Consider the following 20999-nt stretch of genomic DNA (forward strand, 5'->3'; position numbering starts at 1 on the left):
CCGCCCCCGGCCCCCGCAACCCCAAGGATTCCCCGATGTACAAGGCGATGCGCTTTCTCGGCTGGCCGGTGATCGCCGGCCTGCTGCTGGCCCTGCTGCTGATCCAGCTGTTCCCGCAGTGGGTCGGCCGCGACCGCCAGGATCTCGAGCTGCGCCAGGCGCCGGCCATCGGCCTGCCGGCACTCGGCCCGGTGTCCTACAGCGATGCCGTGGAGCTGGCCGCCCCGGCGGTGGCCAACCTGTACACCACCAAGGTGGTCGACAAGCCCAGCCATCCGCTGTTCGACGACCCGCAGTTCCGCCGCTTCTTCGGCGACAACCTGCCGCGCCAGCGGCGCATGGAGTCGAGCCTGGGCTCGGCGGTGATCATGAGCCCGAAGGGCTACCTGCTGACCAACAACCATGTGGTCGCCGGCGCCGACCAGATCGTGGTGGCGCTCAAGGACGGCCGCGAGACCCTGGCGCGGGTGGTCGGCAGCGATCCGGAGACCGACCTCGCCGTACTCAAGATCGACCTGGCCGAGCTGCCGGCGATCACCCTCGGCCGCTCCGACGAGATCCGCATCGGCGACGTCGCCCTGGCCATCGGCAACCCGTTCGGCGTCGGCCAGACGGTGACCATGGGCATCATCAGCGCCACCGGACGCAACCAGCTCGGCCTCAACACCTACGAGGACTTCATCCAGACCGACGCGGCGATCAACCCGGGCAACTCCGGCGGCGCGCTGGTCGACGCCCACGGCAACCTGATCGGCATCAACACGGCGATCTTCTCCCGCTCCGGCGGCTCGCAGGGCATCGGCTTCGCCATCCCCACCAAGCTGGCCCAGGAAGTGATGGAGGCGATCATCGCCCACGGCCAGGTGATCCGCGGCTGGCTGGGCCTCGAGGTGCAGCCGCTGACCGCCGAACTGGCCGAGTCCATCGGCCTGCAGGGCCAGGGCGGCATCATCGTCGCCGGCATCTACCGCGACAGTCCGGCGCTGCGCGCCGGCCTGCAGCCGGGCGACGTGATCCTCGCCATCGACGGCGAACCGGCCAGCGACGGCCGCCGGGCGATGAACCAGGTGGCACGCAAGCGCCCGGGCGAAACCGTGCGCATCAGCGTGGTGCGCGGCGGCGAGCGTCACGAACTGCAGGCCGAGGTCGGCCTGCGTCCACCGGCGAGCAGCTGATATCCCCGAAACGACGACGGCGCCCGCGGGCGCCGTCGTCGTTCATCCTGCCGCGCTCACTGCACCAGCGGCGTCAGCGCTTCCTGCAGCGCCATGTTCTGCTCGGCGGTGCCGATGGTGATGCGCAGGAACTGGTCGATGCGCGCCTGCCGGAAGTGGCGGACGATCACCCCCTGCTCGCGCAGGGCCGCGGCCAGGGTGGCGGCATCGTGGCGCGGGTGGCGGGCGAACACGAAGTTGGCGGCCGACGGCAGCACCTCGAAACCGAGGCCCTCCAGCTCGCTGACCAGTTGCTCGCGGCTGGCGATCACCGCCTGGCAGGTCTGCTCGAAGTAGTCCTGGTCCTCGAAGGCCGCCACCGCGCCGGCCAGCGCCAGGCGATCCAGCGGGTAGGAGTTGAAGCTATTCTTGATCCGCTCCAGCGCCTCGATCAGATCCGGGTGACCGACCGCCAGGCCGACGCGCAGGCCGGCCAGCGAGCGCGACTTGGACAGGGTCTGGGTGACCAGCAGGTTGGGATACTGGTCGACCAGGCTGATCGCGCTCTCGCCGCCGAAGTCGACGTAGGCCTCGTCGACCACCACCACCGACTCGGCGTTCGCCTCCAGCAGGCGGCGGATCGCGGCGAGCGGCAGCAGGCAGCCGGTCGGCGCGTTGGGATTGGGGAAGATGATCCCGCCGTTGGGCCGCGCGTAGTCGTCGACATTGATGCGGAAGCGCCCGTCCAGCGGCACGGCCTCGAAGGGAATGCCGTACAGGCCGCAGTACACCGGATAGAAGCTGTAGGTGACGTCGGGGAACAGCAGCGGCCTGCCGTGCTGGAACAGGCCGTGGAACACGTGGGCCAGCACCTCGTCGGAGCCGTTGCCGAGGAACACCTGGCCCGGCTGCACGCCGTAGTAGTCGGCAACGGCCTGCTTGAGGCGCTCGCCGCTGGGATCGGGGTACAGGCGCAGGCTGTCGTCCAGCTCGGCGCGGATCGCCTCGAGCACCTTCGGCGACGGGCCGTAGGGATTCTCGTTGGTGTTGAGCTTGACCAGTCTGGCCAGCTTGGGCTGCTCGCCCGGCACGTAGGGCACCAGGTCCTTGACGAAGGGGCTCCAGAATTTGCTCACGCCCTTCTCTCCTCGAATTCGATCTGCTTGGCGTAGGGTGGAAAACCGCGCAGCGTTTTCCACCGAGTGACGTCGGGTGGAAAAGGCCGACGGCCGTTTTCCACCCTGCGGCTTACTTGATGCGGTACTCGGCGCTGCGCGCGTGGGCGGTCAGCGACTCGCCGCGCGCCAGCACCGAGGCGGTCTTGCCCAGCGCGGAAGCGCCCTCGGCCGAACAGAAGATGATCGACGAGCGCTTCTGGAAGTCGTAGACCCCCAGCGGCGAGGAGAAGCGCGCGGTGCCGGAGGTCGGCAGCACGTGGTTGGGGCCGGCGCAGTAGTCGCCCAGCGCTTCCGCGGTGTAGCGGCCCATGAAGATCGCGCCGGCGTGGCGGATCTGCGGCAGCCACTGCTGCGGGTCGGCCACCGACAGTTCGAGGTGCTCGGGAGCGATGCGGTTGGCCACGGCGATGGCCTGCTGCATGTCGGCGACCTGGATCAGCGCGCCGCGGCCTTCCAGCGAGGTGCGGATGATCTCGGCGCGTTCCATGGTCGGCAGCAGCCTGGCGATGCTCTCGGCCACCCGGTCGAGGAAGGCGGCATCCGGGCTGACCAGGATCGACTGGGCGTCCTCGTCGTGCTCGGCCTGGGAGAACAGGTCCATGGCGATCCAGTCCGGATCGGTCTGGCCGTCGCAGACCACGAGGATCTCCGAGGGACCGGCGATCATGTCGATGCCGCACTGGCCGAACACGTGGCGCTTGGCGGTGGCCACGTAGATGTTGCCCGGGCCAACGATCTTGTCCACCTGCGGCACGCTCTCGGTGCCGTAGGCCAGCGCGGCCACGGCCTGGGCGCCGCCGATGGTGAACACGCGGTCGACGCCGGCCACGCAGGCGGCGGCCAGCACCAGCTCGTTGAGTTCGCCGCGCGGGGTCGGCACCACCATCACCACTTCGGCGACGCCGGCGACCTTGGCCGGAATGGCGTTCATCAGCACCGAGGACGGGTAGGCGGCCTTGCCGCCTGGCACGTACAGGCCGGCGCGGTCCAGCGGAGTGACCTGCTGGCCGAGCACGGTGCCGTCGGCCTCGGTGTAGGTCCAGGAGTCCTGCTTCTGCCGCTCGTGGTACAGGCGCACGCGCTCGGCGGCCTTTTCCAGCGCCTCGCGCTGCTCGGCGCTGATGCGGGTCAGCGCCAGCTCCAGGCGCTCGCGCGGCAGGATCAGTTCGGCCATCGCGGTGGCCTCGACACCGTCGAAGCGCCGGGTGAACTCCACCACCGCCGCATCGCCGCGCTCGCGCACGCCCTTGATGATCTCCAGCACGCGCTGGTTGACCGCATCGTCGGACACGCTTTCCCAGCTCAGCAGATGATCCAGGTGGCGGGCGAACTGGGGATCGGCGGCGTCGAGTCGGCGGATGGCGAACGGTGCGGTCATAACGGGCCTCATGATTGGCAGATTCGGGCGCCGCTAGATTATCAGGCCTTCCGCGCGGGCACCCGGCAATTGTGGCTATGACGCGGATAGACGATCGCGACCGGCGGTCGCAGGACTTGCGCAGGAGACCGACAGTCGCAACCGGCCTCCTGCGCCCGCATCAGGCGCTCTGGCGGGCAGCCACGGCCTGGCGCAGGGTATCGATCAGCGCCTGGATGCGCGCATGCTGCATCTTCATCGACGCCTTGTTGACCACCAGCCGCGAGGTCACGTGGCAGATCAGCTCCTGGGGCTCCAGACCGTTGGCACGCAGGGTGTTGCCGGTGTCGACCACGTCGATGATCTTGTCGGCCAGGCCCACCAGCGGCGCCAGCTCCATGGAGCCGTAGAGCTTGATGATGTCGACCTGGCGGCCCTGCTCGGCGTAGTAGCGCTTGGCCACGTTGACGAACTTGGTGGCCACGCGCAGGCGCCCGGAAGGCTCCGGCGCGCCGACCTTGCCGGCGGTCATCAGCTTGCAGCGGGCGATCTGCAGATCCAGCGGCTCGTAGAGGCCCTGGCCGCCGTACTCGAGCAGCACGTCCTTGCCGGCCACGCCGAGATCGGCGGCGCCGTGCTCGACGTAGGTCGGCACGTCGGTGGCGCGCACGATCAGCAGGCGCACGTCTTCCTGGGTGGTCGGGATGATCAGCTTGCGGCTCTTGTCCGGATTCTCGGTCGGCACTATGCCGGCCGCGGCGAGCAGCGGCAGGGTGTCGTCGAGGATGCGGCCCTTGGACAGCGCGATGGTCAGCATGACTTGCCCCTAGCCCGGCACGCGACGGATCTTGGCGCCGAGGAGCTGCAGCTTCTCCTCGATGCACTCGTAGCCGCGGTCGATGTGGTAGATGCGGTCGATCAGGGTATCGCCATCGGCGACCAGGGCGGCGATCACCAGGCTGGCCGAGGCGCGCAGGTCGGTAGCCATCACCGGTGCGGCCTTCAGGCGCGGCACGCCGGTGACGATGGCGGTGTTGCCCTCGATCTGGATCTGCGCCCCCATGCGCTGCATCTCCAGCACGTGCATGAAGCGGTTCTCGAAGATGGTCTCGATCACCGTGCCGGTGCCCTCGGCCACCGCATTCATGGCGATGAACTGCGCCTGCATGTCGGTGGGGAACGCCGGGTAGGGCGCGGTGCGGATGTTGACCGCCTTCGGCCGCTTGCCCTTCATGTCCAGCTCGATCCAGTCGTCGCCGGTGGTGATCTCGGCGCCGGCTTCCTGCAGCTTGAGCAGCACGGCCTCGAGGATGGTCGGATCGGTGTCCTTGAGCTTGACCCGGCCGCGGCTGGCGGCGGCCGCCACCAGGAAGGTGCCGGTCTCGATGCGGTCGGGCATCACCGCGTAGCTGGCGCCGCCCAGGCGCTCGACGCCGTCGACGGTGATGGTCGAGGTGCCGGCACCCTGGATCTTCGCGCCCATGGCGATCAGCATGTTGGCCAGATCGACCACCTCAGGCTCGCGCGCGGCGTTCTCGAGCACGCTGCGGCCGTTGGCCAGGGTGGCGGCCATCAGGATGTTCTCGGTGCCGGTGACGCTGACGGTGTCGAAGCAGAAGTGCGCGCCGCGCAGGCCGCCCTCGGGAGCGCGGGCCTTGATGTAGCCGCCCTCGACGTCGATGACCGCACCCATGGCCTCGAGGCCGCGGATGTGCAGGTCGACCGGACGGGTGCCGATGGCGCAGCCGCCGGGCAGGGCCACCTCGGCCTGGCCGAAGCGGGCGACCATCGGGCCGAGCACCAGGATCGAGGCGCGCATGGTCTTGACCAGCTCGTAGGGCGCCACCAGGGTCTTGATGGTGGTGGCGTCGACCTCGACGTCGAGCTTCTCGTTGATCACCGGCTGCACGCCCATGCGACCGAACAGCTCGATCATGGTGGTGATGTCGTGCAGGTGCGGCAGGTTGCGCACGGTGACCGGCTCGTCGGCCAGCAGGGTGGCGGCGAGGATCGGCAGGGCCGAGTTCTTCGCGCCGGAGATGCGGATCTCCCCGTCGAGCGGGGCACCACCGGTAATGATCAGTTTGTCCATGGGGTATCTCGGGCGGGGCGCTCAGGCGCGCTCGGCCCAGGCGGCCTGGGAGAAGAATTTCATGGTCACGGCGTGGATGCTGCCATTGGCGATCCAGTCGTTGAGGTGGGCGTAGACCTGCTGCTGGCGCTTGACCGGGCTGAGGCCGGCCAGCTCGTCGCTGATCAGGTTCAGCTGGAAGTCGCAGCCCTGGCCTTCGACCACCACGGTGGTGCCGGGCAGGTTTTCTTCAAGATGGCGTTTGACGTCTTCGGCCTGCATAACTCAACCTCGCTTGGGGACCGGCATGGGAGCCGGCCATCATACAAAAAAGCCCTTGGCCTGCGAACCCTGCGCCCGCCCGCTCAGCCGGCGAGCGGCAGCAGCTCGAGCACCCCGTAGACCTCGGCGATCTGCCGCATGTCCTCGGGCAGGTTGCGGATCTGCAGGGTCTTGCCGGTCGCCCGGGCATCGCGCAGCAGGCACAGCAGCAGCGAGAGGCCGACGCTGCTGCTGTGGGTGATGCCGGCACAGTCGATCCAGACGCGGCCGGCCGGGCTGTCGGCCAGCAGGCGGCGGCCGGCGGCGCGCAGCTCGCTGCCCACGTGCATGTCGATCACGCCGTCCAGGGCCAGCCCGTCCGGCGGCACCGCCCGCAGCGCGCCCGGACTCACTGCTGGTCGCCCTTGACGTTGACGGACTCCTGGGCGCGCGCCACGGCGTCGCCCCAGGTGGAGATGACCTTGTCCAGATCGTTGCCGTTGCTGCGCATCGACTCGGCGAACTGGTCGCGGAACAGCTTGCCGATGTTGATGCCGTTGATGATCACGTTGCGCACCTTCCAGGCGCCGTCCTTCTGCTCCAGGGTGTAGGTCACCGGGTAGATGGCGCCCGTGCGACCGACCACCTCCATGTTCACCGAGGCGCGCCCCGGCTCGCGGGACGCCACCGCCGGCAGCATGCGGATCTCCTGGTTGTCGTACTCGAGCAGGGCGCCGCCGTAGAACTTCACCAGGCTGCGCTTGAAGTTGTCGACGAAGGCCTGCATCTGCTGCGGCGAGGCCTGGCGGCTGTAGCGCACGGTCATCACCCCGCGGGCGAAGCCGTCGAAGTCGACCACCGGGCCGAGAATGCCATCGAGGGCCTGGTAGAAGGCCTCCGGGTCCTGCCTGAACTGCTCGCGCTTGCTGTTCAGCTCGCCCAGCACCTTGTCCGTGGTGGCCTGCACCACCTGTTGCGGAGTGGCGGCGGCATGGCCGGCGAAGGGCAGGCAGGCCAGCAGCACCAGCAGGCTGCGTCGCAGGATCTTGAGCATGACGGATGTCCTTTATTGCTTGGCGGGTTCTTTGTTGACGGAGTTGAGCAGGAACTTGCCGATCAGATCCTCCAGCACCAGGGCCGACTGGGTATCGCGGATCACCCCGCCGTCGGCCAGCACCTGCTCCTCGCCACCGATGCTGATGCCGATGTACTTCTCGCCGAGCAGCCCGGCGGTGAGGATCGACGCGGTGGAATCGGTAGGTAGATTGTTGACGCGCCCGTCGAGTTCCATGGTCACACGCCCCATGAAGCTGTCGTGGTCGAGATCGACGGCCACCACCTTGCCGATGGTCACCCCGGCCATGGTCACCTTGGCGCGCGGGCTGACCCCGGCGGTGTTGTCGAAGTAGGCGTAGACGCGGTAGGTGTCCTGCGCCGAGCCGATGGTCAGACCGCTGACGCGCAGGGCCAGCAGCAGCAGGGCCAGCAGGCCGGCGAGGAGGAACAGGCCGACGCCGATTTCCAGGGAGCGGGATTGCATCAGAAGTCTCCAAACATCAGAGCGGTAAGGATGAAGTCGAGGCCGAGCACGGCCAGCGAGGCGTAGACCACGGTGCGGGTGGTGGCGCGACTGATGCCCTCGGAGGTCGGCTCGCAGTCGTAGCCCTGGAACACCGCGATCCAGGTCACCACCACGGCGAACACCAGGCTCTTGATCACGCCGTTGAGCACGTCGCCCTGGAGCTCCACGCTGCGCTGCATGTTGCCCCAGTAGGAGCCCTCGTAGACGCCGAGCCAGTCCACCGCGACCATCGCCCCACCCCAGATGCCGACCACGGTGAAGATCGCCGAGAGCAGCGGCATGGAGATGAAGCCGGCCCACAGGCGCGGGGCGATGATGTACTTGAGCGGGTCGACGCCGATCATCTCCAGGCTGGACAGCTGCTCGGTGGACTTCATGTTGCCGATTTCGGCGGTCAGCGCCGAGCCGGCACGCCCGGCGAACAGCAGCGCGGTGACCACCGGGCCCAGCTCGCGCAGCAGGGTCAGGGCGACCATCTGGCCGACCGCCTCCTCGGAGGCGAAGTCCACCAGGATGTTGTAGCCCTGCAGGGCCAGCACCATGCCGATGAAGATGCCGGAGACGATGATGATCGCCAGCGACAGCACGCCGACCGCATACAGCTGCTTGACCAGCAGCTGCAGGAAACTGCCGGCGCCGTTGCGGCCGAACAGGGCATGGCCGAGGAACAGGGTCGAGCGGCCGAGGGCCTCGAGCACGTCGAGGCCGGAGCGACCGAGCAGGCGCACGCGCTCGATCAACGGAGTCCTGCGCATCAGGGCTCTCCCAGCAGGTCGCGGCGGTAGTCGGCCGCGGGATAGTGGAAGGGTACCGGCCCGTCGGCGATGCCCTGCATGAACTGGCGGATGCGCGGGTTATCGGACTCCATGAGTTCGGCCGGAGTGCCCTGGCCGAGCACCTGGCTGTCGCCGACCACGTACAGGTAGTCGGCGATGCTGGCGGTCTCGGCCAGGTCGTGGGACACCACGATACTGGTCAGCCCGAGGGCATCGTTGAGCTGGCGGATCAGGCGCACCAGCACCCCCATGGCGATGGGATCCTGGCCGACGAAGGGCTCGTCGTACATGAGGATCTGCGGGTCCAGGGCGATCGCCCGCGCCAGCGCCACGCGGCGCTTCATGCCGCCGGACAGCTCGTCGGGCATCAGTTCGATGGCGCCGCGCAGGCCGACCGCCTGCAGCTTCATCAGCACGATGTCGCGGATCATCTCCTCGGGGAGGCGGGTGTGCACGCGCAGCGGGAAGGCGACGTTCTCGAACACGTCGAGATCGGTGAACAGCGCGCCGCTCTGGAACAGCACGCCCATCTGCTTGCGCATGTCGAACAGTTCGCGGCGCGACAGCTGCGGCAGATTGTGGCCGTTGACGATCACCTGGCCGCTGGCCGGGCGCAGCTGGGCGCCGATCAGGCGCAGCAGGGTGGTCTTGCCGCAGCCGGAGGGGCCCATGATGCCGGTGACCTTGCCGCGCGGGATGCTCAGGTTCACATTATCGAAGATGGTGCGCGTGCCGCGCCTGAAGGTCACCCCCTTCAGCTCGACGGCATACGCGTTGTCGCTAGTCATCGGAACTCCTTGCGTGCCGGCCTTCCGTGCAGACGCCCGAACCCTAGGCAGGGACATCCGGCAGCCGCTGGCCGAATAGGCGCGCACTATACACCGCCGGCCGGACGCGCCCAAGCACCGCGCCGCCGAGGCAACGGCAGATGATGAGCGGTCGCCGGTTTGTCGGTATAATCGTCCGCTTGATCAGCCAACCGTGCCTGCGCCCATGCCCCAGACGCCGTCCTTCATCCAATCCGCCCAGCGCACCATCCGTATGGAGCTGGACGCCGTGAACGACCTGCTTGCGCGGATCAACGGCGACTTCGTGCGCGCCTGCGAACTGCTGCTGGCCTGCAAGGGCCGCGTAGTGGTGGTCGGCATGGGCAAGTCCGGCCACATCGGCCGCAAGATCGCCGCGACCCTGGCCAGCACCGGCACCACCGCCTTCTTCGTCCACCCCGCCGAGGCCAGCCACGGCGACATGGGCATGATCACCCGCGACGACGTGGTGCTGGCGCTGTCCAACTCGGGCAGCACCGCCGAGATCGTCACCCTGCTGCCGCTGATCAAGCGCCTGGGCATCACCCTGATCAGCATGACCGGCAACCCCGACTCGCCGCTGGCCCAGGCCGCGGCGGTCAACCTGGATGCCGGCGTGGCCCAGGAGGCCTGCCCGCTGAACCTGGCGCCGACCTCCTCGACCACCGTCTCGCTGGTGCTCGGCGACGCCCTGGCCATCGCCCTGCTGGAAGCGCGCGGCTTCACCGCCGAGGACTTCGCCTTCTCCCATCCGGGTGGCGCCCTGGGCCGCCGCCTGCTGCTCAAGGTGGAGAACATCATGCACGACGGCGACCGCCTGCCCTGCGTGCCGCGCGGCACGCCGCTGCGCGAGGCACTGCTGGAGATGACCCGCAAGGGCCTGGGCATGACGGTGATCACCGAGCCCGACGGCCGCCTGGCCGGGATCTTCACCGACGGCGACCTGCGCCGCGCCCTGGACCGCGGCGTCGACGTGCGCCAGGCGTCGATCGACGAACTGATGACCGCCGGCGGCAAGACCGTGCGCCCGGACATGCTCGCCGCCGAGGCGCTGAAGATCATGGAGGACAACCGCATCAGCGCCCTGGTGGCGGTGGACGCGGACCAGCGCGCCGTCGGCGCCCTGAACATGCACGACCTGCTGCGCGCCGGAGTGATGTGATGAACGACGAACTGCTGCAACGCGCCCGCGCCATCCGCCTGGCGATCTTCGACGTCGACGGTGTGCTGACCGACGGCAAGCTGTACTTCCTGCCCGAGGGCGGCGAGTTCAAGACCTTCAACACCCTCGACGGCCACGGCATCAAGATGCTGATCAACTCCGGGGTGCGCACCGCCATCATCAGCGGCCGTACCGCTCCGGTGGTCGAGCGGCGGGCGAAGAACCTCGGCATCCAGCACCTGGTGCAGGGCCGCGAGGACAAGCTGGTGGTACTCGATGAACTGCTGGCCGAACTGGGACTCTCATACGAGCAGGTCGCCTATCTGGGCGACGACCTGCCCGACCTGCCGGTGATCCGCCGGGTCGGCCTCGGCATGGCGGTGGCCAGCGCCGACGCCTTCGTCCGCCAGCATGCGGCGGCGGTGACCCAGGCCCGCGGCGGCGAAGGAGCCGCCCGCGAGTTCTGCGAACTGATCATGCGCGCCCAGGGCACGCTGGAGGCGGCCCAGGCCGCCTACCTGTGACGGATCCCCGATGAATCCCACCCTGCGCACCTTCCTGCCGTTCGCCCTGCTGGCCGCCCTGCTGGCGGCCATCGGCTACTGGAACATCCGCCCGGAAAGCTTCATGACCCGCAGCGTCCCCGCGCCGGCCGAGGACGCCATCGACTTCTATGCGGAGAACGCCCGCAGCGTGCAGTTCCAGGCCGACGGCGCCCTGCACTACCGCCTGAGCGCCGAGCACCTGGAACACCTGCAGAGCAGCGACGTCACCCGCCTGACCCGCCCGGAACTGCGCCTGTACCGCGGCAGTGCCTACCCCTGGCACGTGCTGAGCGAGCGCGGCGAGGTGTCGCCCGGCGGCGTGCAGGTCGACCTGCTCGACGGCGTGCGCGTGGAGCGCAGCGACGCCAAGGGCCGCCCCATCCTGCTCACCACATCCCGTCTGAGCGTGTTTCCCGAGCGGGAGTACGCCGAGACGTCCCAGCCGGTGCGTATCGAGGCCGCCAACGGCGTGACCACCGCCTCCGGCCTGCAGGCCTATCTCAACGAAAGCCGGATGCTCCTGAAATCCAATGTGCGAGGACAGCATGAGGTTCGCTAACCCCCTTCCCCTCCTCTTCGGTCTGGGCATCCTGCTGGCCGGCGCGCCGGCCTGGTCCCTGCCGAGCGACCGCAACCAGCCGATCCGCGTGCAGGCCGACAGCGCCGAGCTGGACGACGCCCAGGGCGTCGCCGTGTACCGCGGCGGCGTGGTGATCACCCAGGGCAGCCTGAAGATCACCGGCGACACCGTGACCATCACCCAGGACAAGAGCGGCGACATCGAGGTGTTCACCGCGACCGGCAAGCCGGCCTACTACGAGCAGCAGCCGGCCGCCGACAAGCCGCTGGTCAAGGCCTACGGCCTGACCATCCAGTACTTCGCCGCCAACGAGCGCATCGTGCTGATCGACCAGGCCAAGGTGGTCCAGGAAGGCAACACCTTCGAAGGCGAGAAGATCGTCTACGACACCCAGCGCCAGATCGTCAACGCCGGGCGCGCCACCGGCAGCAAGGTGACCACGCCGCGCGCGCGCATCGACATGGTCATCCAGCCGCGCAAGAAGGCCGAGCCGGAGCAGAACACCCCATGAGCACCCTGATCGCCCAGCACCTGGCCAAGAGCTACAAGGGACGCGCCGTGGTGCGCGACGTCAGCCTGTCGATCGACAGCGGGCAGATCGTCGGCCTGCTCGGACCCAACGGCGCCGGCAAGACCACCTGCTTCTACATGATCGTCGGCCTGGTGCATGCCGACCAGGGTCGCGTGCTGATCGACGAGCAGGACGTCACCCACCTGCCGATGCACGGCCGCGCCCGCGCCGGCATCGGCTACCTGCCGCAGGAGGCGTCGATCTTCCGCAAGCTGACGGTGGCCGACAACATCATGGCCATCCTCGAGACGCGCAAGGACCTCGACCGCGCCGCACGGCGCGAGGCGCTGGAAAGCCTGCTGCAGGAGTTCCACATCAGCCACATCCGCGACAGCCTGGGCATGAGCCTGTCCGGCGGCGAACGCCGCCGGGTGGAGATCGCCCGCGCCCTGGCCAGCGATCCCAAGTTCATCCTCCTCGACGAACCCTTCGCCGGGGTCGACCCGATCTCGGTGGGCGACATCAAGCAGATCATCCACCACCTCAAGGAACGCGGCATCGGCGTGCTGATCACCGATCACAACGTGCGCGAGACCCTGGACATCTGCGAGACCGCCTACATCGTCAATGCCGGCCAGCTGATCGCCGAAGGCGATGCCGAGAGCATCCTCGCCAACCAGCTGGTCAAGGACGTCTACCTGGGCCACGAGTTCCGCCTGTAGGCCGCCGGCAGCGCACCCCGTCCGCGCCCGCCCTCTGCCGGGCGCCCCCACCCGACTGCGCCTTTTCGGGCGACTGTCAAGCCTAGGCAAAGCCGCAAATATCGGGCATATAATTTGCTAACCGCGGCGCCCCGGCGCCCAGCAGTGGACAGCGCGCAGGCGCTGGCAGACCCAAGGTGCCAACTCCCAAGCCATGAAACACTCGCTAGTCCTCAAGATGGGCCAGCAGCTGACGATGACACCGCAGCTGCAACAAGCCATTCGTCTGCTCCAGCTGTCGACCCTCGACCTGCAGCAGGAAATCCAGGAAGCCCTCGACTCCAACCCGATGCTCGAGCGACAGGAAGACGGCGACGACTTCGACAGCAGCGACCCGCTGGCAGAGAGCGAAGGCCCCTCCTCCGGCGCCAGCCACGACAGCACGGTCGCCACCACCGAGCGCGACCCCGACAGTCTCGACGAGGGCCAGTGGGAGGAGCGCATCCCCAGCGAGCTGCCGGTGGATACCGCCTGGGAGGACATCTACCAGACCAGCGCCAGCAGCCTGCCGAGCAGCGAGGACGACGAGTGGGACTTCACCGCCCGCACCTCCTCCGGCGAGAGCCTGCACAGCCACCTGCTCTGGCAGCTCAACCTGGCGCCGATGAGCGACAGCGACCGGCTGATCGCCATGTCGATCATCGACGCCATCAACAACGACGGCTATCTCGAGGAAAGCCTCGAGGAGATCCTCGACTCCCTCGACCCTGAGCTGGGCATCGAGCTGGACGAGGTGGAAATGGTCCTGCACCGCGTGCAGCAGTTCGAGCCGCTGGGCATCGGCGCACGCGACCTCAGCGAGTGCCTGCTGCTGCAGCTGAAGCAGCTGCCGGCCGACACCCCCTGGCTGGACGAGGCGCGCCGCGTCGCCCGCGACCACCTCGACCTGCTCGGCAGCCGCGACTACGCCCAGCTGATGCGGCGCCTGCGCCTGAAGGAGGACGAGCTGCGCCAGGTGGTCGAGCTGATCCAGCGCCTCAACCCGCGTCCCGGCGCCCAGATCGAGGCCGGCGAGGCCGAGTACGTGGTCCCCGACGTGATCGTGCGCAAGGACAACGAGCGCTGGCTGGTCGAGCTCAACCCCGACGCCATGCCGCGCCTGCGGGTCAACCCGCACTATGCCGGCCTGGTACGCCGCGCCGACTCCAGCGCCGACAACACCTACATGCGCAACCAGCTGCAGGAAGCGCGCTGGTTCATCAAGAGCCTGCTCAGCCGCAACGAGACGCTGATGAAGGTCGCCACCCAGATCGTCGAGCAGCAGCGCGGCTTTCTCGAGTACGGCGAGGAGGCGATGAAGCCGCTGGTGCTGCACGACATCGCCGAGGCGGTGGGCATGCACGAGTCGACCATCTCGCGGGTCACCACGCAGAAGTACATGCACACCCCGCGCGGCATCTACGAACTCAAGTACTTTTTCTCCAGCCACGTCAGCACCGCCGAGGGCGGCGAATGCTCGTCGACGGCGATCCGCGCCATCATCAAGAAACTGGTGGCGGCGGAAAACCCGAAAAAGCCATTGAGTGACAGCAAGATCGCTGGTTTACTGGAAGAGCAGGGGATTCAAGTGGCCCGCCGGACCATCGCCAAATACCGGGAGTCCCTCGGCATTGCACCCTCCAGCGAGCGCAAGCGACTGGTGTAGCGTTCGAGCAGCAGAATTCAGGTGGCGGGGAACATCCCGCCAGCAACGTAGGTAATAAGGAGAAGCGGTATGCAAGTCAATATCAGTGGCCAACACCTGGAAGTGACCGACACTCTGCGTGACTACGTCAACGAGAAATTCGAGCGCCTGGCGCGCCATTTCGACAAGATCACCAACGTCCAGGTGATCATGCAGGTGGAGAAACTGAAGCAGAAGATCGAAGCGACCCTGCATATTGCCGGCGGCGAAGTGGTCGCCAATGCCGAGCACGAGGACATGTACGCCGCCATCGACCTGCTGGCCGACAAGCTGGACCGCCAGCTGATCAAGCACAAGGAAAAACAGATCGAACGCGAACAGGGCGCCGCTGCCCGCTGATCATTCCCCGATGATTCGACTAGAGCACATCCTGACCCCCGGCCGTTCCCAGGTGAACGTGCCGGGAGGCAGCAAGAAGCGCGTTCTCGAGCAGATCGCCAACCTCGTAGCCCGGGACATTCCCGGGCTCGACGCACATGACATCTTCGAAAGCCTGGTGGCCCGCGAGAAGCTCGGCTCCACCGGCTTCGGCAATGGCATCGCCATCCCCCACTGCCGCCTGGCCGGCTGCTCGGTGCCGGTCAGCGCCCTGCTGCGCCTGGATGCCCCGGTGGACTTCGACGCCCTCGACGGCGCGCCGGTGGACCTGCTGTTCGTCCTCCTGGTGCCGGAAACCGCCACCGAGGAACACCTCGAGCTGCTGCGCCAGATCGCCGGCCTGCTCGACCGTGCCGACGTGCGCGAGCGCCTGCGCCAGGCCAGGGATGGATTCGACCTCTACCAGGTGGTGCTCGATACCGTGGACGGACGCTGAGCCATGCGCCTGGTGATCGTCAGCGGCCGCTCCGGCTCGGGCAAGAGCACTGCCCTGGCCGTACTCGAGGACAACGGCTTCTACTGCATCGACAACCTGCCCGCCAGCCTGCTGCCCGACCTCGGCGAGCGCGCCCTGCTGCAGACCGAACTGCTGCAGCCCAAGGTCGCGGTATCCATCGACGCACGCAACCTGCCCAGCCAGCTCCGCCGTTTCCCAGAGCTGCTCGACCAGCTGCGCCAGCGCAACATCCAGTGCGACGTGCTGTACCTGGACGCCGACAACGCCACCCTGCTCAAGCGCTTCTCGGAAACCCGCCGGCGCCACCCGCTGACCAGCGATGAGCGCTCGCTGAGCGAGGCGATCGACGACGAACGCCAGCTGCTGGCGCCGATCGCCGACCTGGCCGACCTGAAGATCGACACCGCCAACCTCAACCTCTACCAGCTCAGCGATACCCTCAAGCTGCGCCTGCTGGACAAGCCGCAGCCGGGCACCGCCTTCCTGATCGAGTCGTTCGGCTTCAAGCGCGGCATGCCGGTGGACGCCGACCTGGTGTTCGACGTGCGCTGCCTGCCCAATCCCTACTGGAAGCCGGACCTGCGCGAGTACAGCGGCCTCGAGGCGGTGGTGCGCGACTACCTGGACGCCCAGCCGGACGTCGAGGAGATGTACCAGGACCTGCTCGCCTACCTCAGCAAGTGGCTGCCGCGCTTCGCCGCCAGCAACCGCGCCTACGTCACCGTGGCCATCGGCTGCACCGGCGGCCACCACCGCTCGGTGTACCTCGCCGAGCGCCTGGGCGCCGCGCTGCGCGACAGCCTGGGCAACCTGCAGATCCGTCACCGCGACCTCAAGTAACCAGGACACTTCCCGCCCGATGCCAGCCTGCGACGTCACCATCATCAACAAGCTCGGCCTGCATGCCCGCGCCGCCGCCAAGTTCGTCGGCGTGGCCGGGCGCTTCCCCTGCCAGGTGCGGGTCGGTCGCTCGGCGGACAGCCTGGTGGACGGCAAGAGCATCATGTCGGTGATGATGCTGGCCGCCGGCAAGGGCACCCCGATCCACCTGCACACCGAAGGCGAGCAGGAAGACGAAGCCCTGCAGGCGCTGGTCGCCCTGATCGACAACTACTTCGACGAAGGCGAGTGAGTCTCGTAGGGTGCGCCGTGCGCACCAGCAACCGGTGCGCACGGCGTACCCTACGCGTGTATCGATCAGCCTGACTGCGCAGACCAAGCAACGGCTCAGACTTGTCTAACGTGTGCGAAGCCCGAGGTGGAAGATCGCTGCGCGAGTCTTCCACGGGGTGGCCATCCACCCTACGAACGCCGCCCTAACCCACAACGGCCTCAGCTGCCACCGACGGTCATCTTCCCGATCAGCACCGAGCCGCTGCGCACGTTGCCGCGCGTCTCCAGGTCGCTGCCGACCGCCACGATGCCCCTGAACATGTCGCGCAGGTTGCCGGCGACGGTCACCTCCTGCACCGGGAACTGGATCACCCCGTTCTCCACCCAGAAGCCCGCCGCACCGCGCGAGTAGTCGCCGGTGACCAGGTTGAGGCCCTGCCCCATCAGCTCGGTGACCAGCAGGCCGCGATCCATGCGGCGGATCAGCGCCGCCTGATCCTCGCTGCCGTGGCTGACGAACAGGTTGTGCACGCCGCCGGCGTTGGCGGTGCTCGGCATGCCCAGCTTGCGTCCGGAATAGGTGCCGAGGGCATAGGAGACCAGCTTGCCGCCTTCGACGAAGGGCTTGGCATAGGTGGCCAGGCCGTCGCCGTCGAAGCTGGCGCTGCCCATGCCGCGCGACAGGTGCGGACGCTCGTCGAGGCTCAGCCAGTCGGGGAACAGCGTCTGGCCCAGCGCGCCCTCGAGGAAGGAGGCCTTGCGGTACAGGCTGCCGCCGGAGATCGCCGCGAGGAAGTGGCCGAACAGCCCGGTGGCCAGTTCGGCGGCGAACAGCACCGGCACCTCGCAGGTCGGCACCGGCCGTGCGCCAAGGCGCGCCACCGCGCGCTCGGCGGCGCGCCGGCCGATCGACTCGGCGCTGGCCAGTTCGCCACCGATGCGGCTGACGTCGTACCAGTAGTCGCGCTGCATCTGCCCTTCGCCCTCGGCGATCATCACGCAGCTCAGGCTGTGCCGGCTGGAGGCGTAGCCGCCGACGAAGCCGTGGCTGTTGCCGTACACCCGGCAGCCCAGGTGGGTGTTGAGGGTGGTACCGTCGGCGCGGGTGACCCTGGGATCGGCGGCGAAGGCCGCCGCCTCGCAGGCCAGCGCCTGCTCGATGGCCTGCTCCGGGTCGATCGCCCAGGGATGGTACAGATCGAGATCGGGCAGTTCGCGGGCCATCAGTGCGGCGTCGGCAAGGCCTGCGCAGTCGTCCTCGGAAGCGTGACGGGCGATGGCCAGCGCCGCCGCCACGGTCTCGCGGATCGCGCTCTCGCCCTGCGCCGAGGTGCTCGCCGAACCCTTGCGCTGGCCGAGGTAGAGGGTGATGCCGAAGCCACGGTCGCGGTTGAATTCGACCGTCTCCACCTCGCCCTGGCGCACGCTGGTGGACAGCCCCTGCTCCAGCGACACCGCCACCTCGCAGGCGCTGGCGCCCTGGCGGCGCGCCTCGGCGAGGATCGCCTCGACCTGCTCCTGCAATCCCGGCAGGGCCTGCGGCCCCACGCTTTCCACGGCTGAATTCATGTCCTGCTCCTGTTTTCCCGCCGGCGTGCCGGCCGGGCCGGACAAGCGGCCCCTTGAGTGGTTATCATGGCGGCGTTTCCCAGCGGACCCGCCCCATGTCTGAACAATTCGACGACGACTTCTCCGGAGAGAAGAGCAAAACCCAGGTCAAGCGCGAACTGCATGCGCTGCAGGACCTCGGCGTGCGCCTGACCACCCTCAAGCCCGAGCAGCTCGAGCGCCTGCCGCTCTCCGACATGCTGCTCAAGGCACTGCTCGAGGCGCCCAAGCACAAGGCCCACGCCGCGCGCAAACGCCACATCCAGTACATCGGCAAGCTGATGCGCAGCCAGGACCTCGAAGCCATCACCGGTCTGCTCGACCAGATGGACGCCTCCACCCGCCAGTACAACGAGCGCTTCCACGCCCTCGAGCGCTGGCGCGACCGTCTGGTCGGCGGTGGCGACAGCGACCTCGAGGCGCTGCTCGGCGAATATCCCGAGGCCGACGTCCAGCACCTGCGCCAGCTGATCCGCCACGCCCAGCACGAGGCGGCGCACAACAAGCCGCCGGCGGCGGCGCGCAAGGTGTTCAAGTACCTGCGCGACCTCGACGAGGTCAAGCGCGGCCTGCGCTGAGCACCGCCCCCAGTCACATCGCAGGGTGGAAGACTCGCGCAGCGATCTTCCACCGCCCCATCCGCTGGGCAATCGCTGCGCGAGTTGCCCACCCCACGTGTCAGCCGCCGGTGCCGCCGACGGTGATCGCCTCGATCTTCAGAGTCGGCTGGCCGACGCCCACCGGCACCGACTGGCCGTCCTTGCCGCAGGTGCCGACGCCGCTGTCCAGCGCCAGGTCGTTGCCGACCATCGACACCCGGCTCATCGCCTCCGGACCGTTGCCGATCAGGGTCGCGCCCTTGACCGGTGCGGTGATGCGGCCGTCCTCGATCAGGTAGGCCTCGCTGGTGGAGAACACGAACTTGCCGCTGGTGATGTCCACCTGGCCGCCGCCGAGGCTGGCGCAGTACAGGCCGCGCTTCACCGAACGGATGATCTCTTCCGGCTCGCTCTGTCCGGCCAGCATGTAGGTGTTGGTCATGCGCGGCATCGGCAGGTGCGCGTAGGATTCGCGCCGGCCGTTGCCGGTGGGCTTCACGCCCATCAGGCGGGCATTGAGCTTGTCCTGCATGTAGCCCTTGAGCACGCCGTTCTCGATCAGCGTGGTGCACTGGGTCGGCGTGCCCTCGTCGTCGAGGCTCAGCGAGCCGCGACGGCCCGCCAGGGTGCCGTCGTCGACGATGGTGCACAGGCTCGAGGCCACCGACTGGCCGACCCGGCCGCTGTAGGCCGAACTGCCCTTGCGGTTGAAGTCGCCTTCCAGGCCGTGGCCGACCGCCTCGTGCAGCAGCACGCCGCTCCAGCCGTTGCCGAGCACCACCGGCAGGCTGCCGGCCGGCGCCGGGATCGCCTCGAGGTTGAGCAGCGCCTGGCGCACCGCCTCGCGGGCGTAGTCCATGGCGCGGTCGTGCTCGAGGAAGTAGCGGTAGTCGGTACGCCCGCCGCCGCCGTGGGCGCCGCGCTCGCGGCGGCCACCCTGCTCGACGATCACACTGACGTTGAAGCGCACCAGCGGGCGCACGTCGGCGCCCAGGCTGCCGTCGGTCGCCGCCACCAGCACCTGCTCCCAGGTGCCGGCCAGGCTGACGGTGACCCGCGAGATGCGCGGATCGAGGGCGCGGGTGGCCTGGTCGACGCGCTTGAGCAGCTCGACCTTCTCGGCGCGGCTGAGCACTTCCAGCGGGTTGTCGGCGCCGTACAGGCGCGGCGGCACCTGCACTGCCGGCGTGTGCACGCGGCCCTGCTGGCCGGCGCGGGCGATCGAGCGGGCGGCGCCGATGGCCTGGCGCAGGGCGTGCTCCTCGATGCTGTTGCTGTAGGCGAAACCGGTCTTCTCGCCGGACTGGGCGCGCACGCCGACGCCCTGGTCGAGGTGGAAGCTGCCTTCCTTGACGATGCCGTCCTCGAGCAGCCATGACTCGGACACCTGGCTCTGGAAGTACAGGTCGGCGGCATCGATGCCGGGGCCGGCCAGCTCGCCGAGCAGCACCGGCAGGCGCTCGAGATCGAGGCCACCGGGAGTCAGCAGCTGGGCGCTGACGGAGGACAGGGTGTTCATGGGGACTCCTTGGTCTTGGTTTGCAGCGCCCCGGGATGCAGGCGGCGATGGGCATGCACCGGCATGCGCCGGCGGATGGCCGCCTGCGCCGGGCGGTCGAGATCGGCCAGCAGCACCGCCTCGCCGCGCGGCTGGCGGGCCAGGGGCTCGCCCCAGGGATCGACGATCAGCGAATGGCCGAAGGTTTCCCGCGGCCCCGGGTGCAGGCCACCCTGGTTGGCAGCCAGCAGGTAGCACTGGGTTTCGATGGCCCGCGCGCGCACGAGGATCTCCCAGTGCGCCGCGCCGGTCACCGCGGTGAACGCCGAGGGCGCGCTGATCAGCTCGGCGCCGGCCGCGCGCAGGGCGCCGTACAGTTCGGGAAAGCGCAGGTCGTAGCACACGGTCAGGCCCAGGCGCCCCACCGGGGTGTCGGCCAGCACCAGGCGCTCGCCGTGGGCGAAGTCGTCGGACTCGCGGTAGCTGCCGCGGCTGTCGGCCACCTCGACGTCGAACAGGTGCAGCTTGTCGTAGCGCGCGGCGACCTGGCCGTCGCTGTCGATCAGCAGCGAGCAGGCGTGCGGCTTGCCGTCGCGCTGCCCTTCCGGCAGCAGCGGCAGGGTGCCGGCCACCAGCCACAGGCCCAGCTCGCGGGCGCAGGCCGCGAGCCAGGGCAGCAGCGGCCCCTCGCCGGCGGCCTCGGCGCGGCCGAGTTCGGCCAGATCGCGCCGGCCCATGGCGGCGAAGTTCTCCGGCAGCACGGCCAGCCGCGCCCCCTCCTGCGCCGCCTGCTCGAGCAGCACCCGGGCGCGCGCCAGATTGCTCGCCACGTCGGCCTGACTGACCATCTGGATGACTGCCACCCGGCCCATGCTCGTCTCCTGCTGCCTCATGATTTCATCCTAACCCGGATTCGCC

General features: G+C 68.7%; 25 protein-coding genes. 12 read left to right on the plus strand and 13 right to left on the minus strand.

Annotated elements, in window-relative coordinates; genetic code table 11:
• Positions 1-35 precede the first annotated feature (35 nt).
• Positions 36-1175, plus strand: coding sequence for a Do family serine endopeptidase AlgW (gene algW / locus E5198_RS01495; protein ID WP_136488249.1), 1140 nt, complete (start codon positions 36-38; stop codon positions 1173-1175).
• Between the two features lie 56 nt (positions 1176-1231).
• Here algW and hisC read toward each other — a convergent pair whose 3' ends face one another.
• The 10 genes from hisC to E5198_RS01545 form a co-directional block, all read right to left on the minus strand.
• On the minus strand, positions 1232-2290 hold the full coding sequence (gene hisC, locus E5198_RS01500) for a histidinol-phosphate transaminase (RefSeq protein ID WP_136488250.1): 1059 nt from the start codon (positions 2288-2290) through the stop codon (positions 1232-1234).
• A 112-nt stretch (positions 2291-2402) separates the two neighbouring features.
• Positions 2403-3710, minus strand: a complete 1308-nt coding sequence (gene hisD / locus E5198_RS01505; protein WP_136488251.1) for a histidinol dehydrogenase — start codon at positions 3708-3710, stop codon at positions 2403-2405.
• Positions 3711-3870: 160 nt separating this feature from the next.
• Positions 3871-4506: an ATP phosphoribosyltransferase gene (hisG, locus tag E5198_RS01510; RefSeq protein WP_136488252.1), complete on the minus strand. Its 636-nt coding sequence runs from the start codon at positions 4504-4506 to the stop codon at positions 3871-3873.
• Between the two features lie 9 nt (positions 4507-4515).
• A complete protein-coding gene (gene murA, locus E5198_RS01515) occupies positions 4516-5781 on the minus strand; it encodes a UDP-N-acetylglucosamine 1-carboxyvinyltransferase (RefSeq protein WP_136488253.1) in 1266 nt (421 codons plus the stop codon).
• Positions 5782-5802: 21 nt separating this feature from the next.
• Entirely contained in the window at positions 5803-6042 is a 240-nt protein-coding gene (locus tag E5198_RS01520; protein ID WP_136488254.1) for a BolA family protein, read from the minus strand.
• Positions 6043-6125: 83 nt separating this feature from the next.
• Entirely contained in the window at positions 6126-6434 is a 309-nt protein-coding gene (locus E5198_RS01525; protein ID WP_256658931.1) for a lipid asymmetry maintenance protein MlaB, read from the minus strand.
• Complete coding sequence (locus tag E5198_RS01530) at positions 6431-7075, minus strand: phospholipid-binding protein MlaC (RefSeq protein ID WP_136488255.1); 645 nt, start codon at positions 7073-7075, stop codon at positions 6431-6433. The genes E5198_RS01525 and E5198_RS01530 overlap by 4 nt, the downstream gene beginning before the upstream one ends.
• Positions 7076-7087: 12 nt before the next feature.
• A complete protein-coding gene (mlaD, locus tag E5198_RS01535; protein ID WP_136488256.1) occupies positions 7088-7561 on the minus strand; it encodes an outer membrane lipid asymmetry maintenance protein MlaD in 474 nt (157 codons plus the stop codon).
• Positions 7561-8358: a lipid asymmetry maintenance ABC transporter permease subunit MlaE gene (gene mlaE, locus E5198_RS01540; protein WP_136488257.1), complete on the minus strand. Its 798-nt coding sequence runs from the start codon at positions 8356-8358 to the stop codon at positions 7561-7563. The genes mlaD and mlaE overlap by 1 nt, the downstream gene beginning before the upstream one ends.
• Positions 8358-9167 carry an ATP-binding cassette domain-containing protein gene (locus E5198_RS01545; protein ID WP_136488258.1) on the minus strand — a complete coding sequence of 270 codons (810 nt, stop codon included), beginning with the start codon at positions 9165-9167 and terminating at the stop codon, positions 8358-8360. The genes mlaE and E5198_RS01545 overlap by 1 nt, the downstream gene beginning before the upstream one ends.
• Positions 9168-9372: 205 nt before the next feature.
• Between E5198_RS01545 and E5198_RS01550 the strand changes: the two genes are divergently transcribed.
• From E5198_RS01550 to E5198_RS01595, 10 genes are all read left to right on the plus strand, one after another.
• Entirely contained in the window at positions 9373-10347 is a 975-nt protein-coding gene (locus E5198_RS01550) for a KpsF/GutQ family sugar-phosphate isomerase (protein WP_136488259.1), read from the plus strand.
• Positions 10347-10871, plus strand: coding sequence for an HAD family hydrolase (locus E5198_RS01555; protein WP_136488260.1), 525 nt, complete (start codon positions 10347-10349; stop codon positions 10869-10871). The genes E5198_RS01550 and E5198_RS01555 overlap by 1 nt, the downstream gene beginning before the upstream one ends.
• Before the next feature lie 10 nt (positions 10872-10881).
• Positions 10882-11451, plus strand: coding sequence for an LPS export ABC transporter periplasmic protein LptC (gene lptC / locus E5198_RS01560; RefSeq protein ID WP_136488261.1), 570 nt, complete (start codon positions 10882-10884; stop codon positions 11449-11451).
• Positions 11438-11983 (plus strand): lipopolysaccharide transport periplasmic protein LptA, encoded by a 546-nt coding sequence (lptA, locus tag E5198_RS01565; RefSeq protein ID WP_136488262.1) that lies wholly within the window; start codon positions 11438-11440, stop codon positions 11981-11983. Before lptC ends, lptA begins: the two co-directional genes overlap by 14 nt.
• Positions 11980-12705: an LPS export ABC transporter ATP-binding protein gene (gene lptB / locus E5198_RS01570; RefSeq protein ID WP_136488263.1), complete on the plus strand. Its 726-nt coding sequence runs from the start codon at positions 11980-11982 to the stop codon at positions 12703-12705. Before lptA ends, lptB begins: the two co-directional genes overlap by 4 nt.
• A 193-nt stretch (positions 12706-12898) precedes the next feature.
• Positions 12899-14389 (plus strand): RNA polymerase factor sigma-54, encoded by a 1491-nt coding sequence (locus tag E5198_RS01575; protein ID WP_136488264.1) that lies wholly within the window; start codon positions 12899-12901, stop codon positions 14387-14389.
• A 69-nt stretch (positions 14390-14458) separates the two neighbouring features.
• Positions 14459-14767, plus strand: a complete 309-nt coding sequence (hpf, locus tag E5198_RS01580) for a ribosome hibernation-promoting factor, HPF/YfiA family (RefSeq protein WP_136488265.1) — start codon at positions 14459-14461, stop codon at positions 14765-14767.
• Positions 14768-14777: 10 nt separating this feature from the next.
• Entirely contained in the window at positions 14778-15242 is a 465-nt protein-coding gene (gene ptsN / locus E5198_RS01585; RefSeq protein ID WP_136488266.1) for a PTS IIA-like nitrogen regulatory protein PtsN, read from the plus strand.
• A gap of 3 nt (positions 15243-15245) precedes the next feature.
• Positions 15246-16103 (plus strand): RNase adapter RapZ, encoded by an 858-nt coding sequence (rapZ, locus tag E5198_RS01590; protein WP_136488267.1) that lies wholly within the window; start codon positions 15246-15248, stop codon positions 16101-16103.
• A 19-nt stretch (positions 16104-16122) separates the two neighbouring features.
• The gene (locus tag E5198_RS01595; protein ID WP_136488268.1) at positions 16123-16395 is read left to right on the plus strand and encodes an HPr family phosphocarrier protein; all 273 of its coding nucleotides are present in this window, start codon (positions 16123-16125) and stop codon (positions 16393-16395) included.
• Positions 16396-16595: 200 nt separating this feature from the next.
• Here E5198_RS01595 and pmbA read toward each other — a convergent pair whose 3' ends face one another.
• On the minus strand, positions 16596-17945 hold the full coding sequence (gene pmbA / locus E5198_RS01600) for a metalloprotease PmbA (RefSeq protein WP_136488269.1): 1350 nt from the start codon (positions 17943-17945) through the stop codon (positions 16596-16598).
• 95 nt (positions 17946-18040) lie between these two features.
• Between pmbA and yjgA the strand changes: the two genes are divergently transcribed.
• The gene (yjgA, locus tag E5198_RS01605) at positions 18041-18562 is read left to right on the plus strand and encodes a ribosome biogenesis factor YjgA (RefSeq protein ID WP_136488270.1); all 522 of its coding nucleotides are present in this window, start codon (positions 18041-18043) and stop codon (positions 18560-18562) included.
• Positions 18563-18662: 100 nt separating this feature from the next.
• Here yjgA and tldD read toward each other — a convergent pair whose 3' ends face one another.
• Complete coding sequence (gene tldD, locus E5198_RS01610) at positions 18663-20102, minus strand: metalloprotease TldD (protein ID WP_136488271.1); 1440 nt, start codon at positions 20100-20102, stop codon at positions 18663-18665.
• Positions 20099-20953 carry a carbon-nitrogen hydrolase family protein gene (locus tag E5198_RS01615; protein WP_136488272.1) on the minus strand — a complete coding sequence of 285 codons (855 nt, stop codon included), beginning with the start codon at positions 20951-20953 and terminating at the stop codon, positions 20099-20101. Before E5198_RS01615 ends, tldD begins: the two co-directional genes overlap by 4 nt.
• Positions 20954-20999: the final 46 nt, after the last annotated feature.

This window comes from Pseudomonas sp. A-1 (genome assembly GCF_004801855.1).
Classification (GTDB): domain Bacteria; phylum Pseudomonadota; class Gammaproteobacteria; order Pseudomonadales; family Pseudomonadaceae; genus Geopseudomonas.